Genomic DNA, 2,961 nt, shown 5'->3' with positions numbered 1-2,961 from the left:
CTCCGGTACACGGGCGCCCCTCCGCCTTGCGCTGCACGGCCCCGGACTCCGCAGGCCGCGCCCTGGCGGTGTCCAGGCCCGGCCGGTGATCGAGGTGCGGGGGTACGCGGGGCGGAGCCCCCCGTCACCCCCGCACAGGGGGCGGTCAGCCCCGTACCCCGCACAGGTGCAGCAGTGCGGCCACACCCCGGTAGGGGTCGATCCGCCCGGCGCGGTCCTCGGCGGCCAGCAGGCGCTCCAGCTCCTCGTCGGGCGGCAGGACCTCGCCCGCCTCGGTGCCGTCGGTGAAGACGCGGACGCCGTACCAGGACTGCAGCGGCGCACCGATCCCCGACAGGGTGGCCGTCAGTCCGGCCAGCCGGTCCGCGCGGACGTCCAGGCCCAGCCGGTTCGTGTAGTCGGTGGAGTCGAACGCGGCCAGCGCGCCCGTCCAGTCGCCGTCCAGGCCCGGCCGCATGGCGAGCGCGTCGCCGTTGCGCACCAGGAGGGACAGCAGCCCGCCCGGGGCCAGCATCCGGGCCAGCCCGGCCAGCATGGCGTCCGGTTCGGGCACGTACATCAGCACCCCGTGGCACAGGACCACGTCGAAGCTGCCCGGCAGGAAGTGGGCGCCGGTCTCGCGCCCGTCACCCTCCAGGAGGCTGACCCGGTCGCGGATCCCGGCGGGCTCCGCGGCCAGCGCCTCACGGGCGACGGCCAGCATGCCGGGGTCCTGCTCCAGGCCCGTCACCTTGTGCCCGGCGCGCGCCAGCCGCAGTGCCTGCGTGCCCTGGCCCATGCCGACGTCGAGCACGCGCAGCCGCTGCCCGACCGGGAAGCGCTGCGCGATCTGCTCGTCGATCTGTCGGCCCACCAGCTCCTGTCGGACGGCGTTACGCAGTCCGCCCAGGCCTTCCAGCCAGAGTCGGGCGCCTTCCGCGAAGCCTTCCCCCGAGGCGCCGGGCGTCGGTCGGCTCAGGGCCGTTCCCCACGCTTGACCTGCGGCTTCGGGAGACGGAGCCGGCGCATCTGGAGGGTGCGCATGAGGCCGTAGGCGATGGCGCCGCGGCGGGGCTCGTCCGGGAAGCGCGTGACCAGGGCCTTGCGGAGGCGGAAGACCAGGCCGATGGAGTCGAGGAGGATCAGGACGATCACACCGAGCCACAGCATCAGCGCGATGTTCTGGATCGACGACTGCCGCACCATGCTCAGCACCAGGATGACCACCGCCAGGGGCAGGAACATCTCGGCGACCGAGTAGCGGGAGTCCACGTAGTCGCGGACGAACCGGCGCACGGGGCCCTTGTCACGGGTGGGCAGGTAACGCTCGTCGCCATTGGCCAGCGCCTCGCGCTGCTTGGCCATCTCGGTACGGCGACGCTCACGGGCTCGCTTGGCATCCTCCTTGCGATTGCCGGTCGAGGCCACCACGGCCTTGCGCTGCGACTGGGCCACAGCACGCTTCGGCGTAGGGCGGCCCTTCGGGGCCTGCGGGTCACGGGGCTGCGAGAGGTCGGCGCTCACCTTGTCGGTGGCGGCGGCCTTCTCTTCCTTGGAGGAGCGGCTACCAAACACAAAACCCAAGCCTACGTGGTTGCGGGCATGGGCCCCACCCCGCTGGGGAACGATCCGGCAACGGCGGGCGTCCTTCCCCTTGCACGGTACGTGCGGTGGGCCGCCCTCCTGGGATCACCTACTCCTCACGCCTGATGGGGCGCGGGTGTAGTCGTCCTGGAGGAGGAGCGCATCCGTACTCGAACAGTGCGGTAATGGAGACAGGGCCCGTACTGTGGGTTCTGTCGGTGACCTGGAGCACAGTCCGTCTAGAAGGGGGCGCGCGAAGCCCATGAGCGGTGTCATGAAGCGTATGGGGATGATCTTCCGCGCGAAGGCGAACAAGGCCCTTGACCGGGCCGAGGACCCGCGCGAAACCCTCGACTACTCGTATCAGAAGCAGCTGGAGCTGCTGCAGAAGGTGCGCCGTGGAGTCGCCGACGTGGCGACCTCCCGCAAGCGCCTGGAGCTGCAGCTGAACCAGCTCCAGGGGCAGTCCGCCAAGCTGGAGGACCAGGGCCGCAAGGCCCTCGCCCTGGGCCGCGAGGACCTGGCCCGCGAGGCCCTGTCCCGGCGCTCCTCGCTCCAGCAGCAGGTCAGCGACCTGGAGGTGCAGCACCAGACGCTGCAGGGCGAGGAGGAGAAGCTGACCCTCGCCGCCCAGCGGCTGCAGGCCAAGGTGGACGCCTTCCGTACGAAGAAGGAGACCATCAAGGCCACCTACACGGCGGCCCAGGCGCAGACCCGGATCGCGGAGTCCTTCTCCGGCATCTCCGAGGAGATGAGCGACGTCGGCCTGGCCATCCAGCGGGCCGAGGACAAGACCGCGCAGCTGCAGGCCCGCGCCGGCGCGATCGACGAGCTGCTGGCCTCCGGCGCGCTCGACGACCGCAGCGGCCTCGGCTCCAAGGACGACATCCAGGCCGAACTCGACCGCCTCTCGGGCGGTACGGACGTGGAACTGGAGCTCCAGCGCATGAAGGCCGAACTGGCGGGCGGCCCGTCCGCCCAGCAGCAGGCCATCGAGGGCGGCGCGCAGGGCGACGGCCGGCAGCCGCAGACCCCGCACCGGTTCGACAAGCAGTAGGACGGGGGCCCGTCATGATTGTCCGCATCATGGGGGAAGGCCAGGTGGAAGTGGCCGACAGCCACTTCACCGAGCTCGACAAGCTGGACGACGATCTGCTCGTGGAGATGGAGAGCGGAGACGAGGAGGGCTTCCGGCGGACGCTGGGCGCGCTGCTCGACGCCGTACGGCGGCTCGGCACGCCGCTGCCGGACGACGCGCTGGAGCCGTCCGAGCTGATCCTCCCCGCCGCGGACGCCGGGCTGGACGAGGTCAGGGAGATGCTCAGCGACGACGGCCTGATCCCGGGCTGAGCCCCGGGCCGGGTGCACTGACGACGGCGGCGGGCCCGCCCCCTCGAC

4 protein-coding genes are annotated in these 2,961 nt (G+C 71.8%); 2 read left to right on the top strand and 2 right to left on the bottom strand.

All coding sequences use genetic code 11. The annotated features are described in order from the left end of the window. Nucleotides 1-145: 145 nt before the first annotated feature. The gene (locus ACWGIU_RS34470; RefSeq protein ID WP_453712042.1) at nucleotides 146-889 is read right to left on the bottom strand and encodes a class I SAM-dependent methyltransferase; all 744 of its coding nucleotides are present in this window, start codon (nucleotides 887-889) and stop codon (nucleotides 146-148) included. 65 nt (nucleotides 890-954) lie between these two features. Beyond that, on the bottom strand, nucleotides 955-1,563 hold the full coding sequence (locus ACWGIU_RS34465; RefSeq protein WP_453712041.1) for a DUF3043 domain-containing protein: 609 nt from the start codon (nucleotides 1,561-1,563) through the stop codon (nucleotides 955-957). 262 nt (nucleotides 1,564-1,825) lie between these two features. On the opposite strand from ACWGIU_RS34465, the gene ACWGIU_RS34460 reads away from it, so the two are divergent. Further along, nucleotides 1,826-2,620 (top strand): PspA/IM30 family protein, encoded by a 795-nt coding sequence (locus tag ACWGIU_RS34460; RefSeq protein ID WP_453712040.1) that lies wholly within the window; start codon nucleotides 1,826-1,828, stop codon nucleotides 2,618-2,620. Nucleotides 2,621-2,634: 14 nt separating this feature from the next. Beyond that, nucleotides 2,635-2,913, top strand: a complete 279-nt coding sequence (gene pspAA, locus ACWGIU_RS34455) for a PspA-associated protein PspAA (protein WP_453712039.1) — start codon at nucleotides 2,635-2,637, stop codon at nucleotides 2,911-2,913. Nucleotides 2,914-2,961: the final 48 nt, after the last annotated feature.

The sequence above is a fragment of the Streptomyces sp. NPDC054840 genome (genome assembly GCF_053611065.1).
Note: the sequence above shows the minus strand (reverse complement) of the source record. Positions and strands in the feature narration are given on the sequence as shown.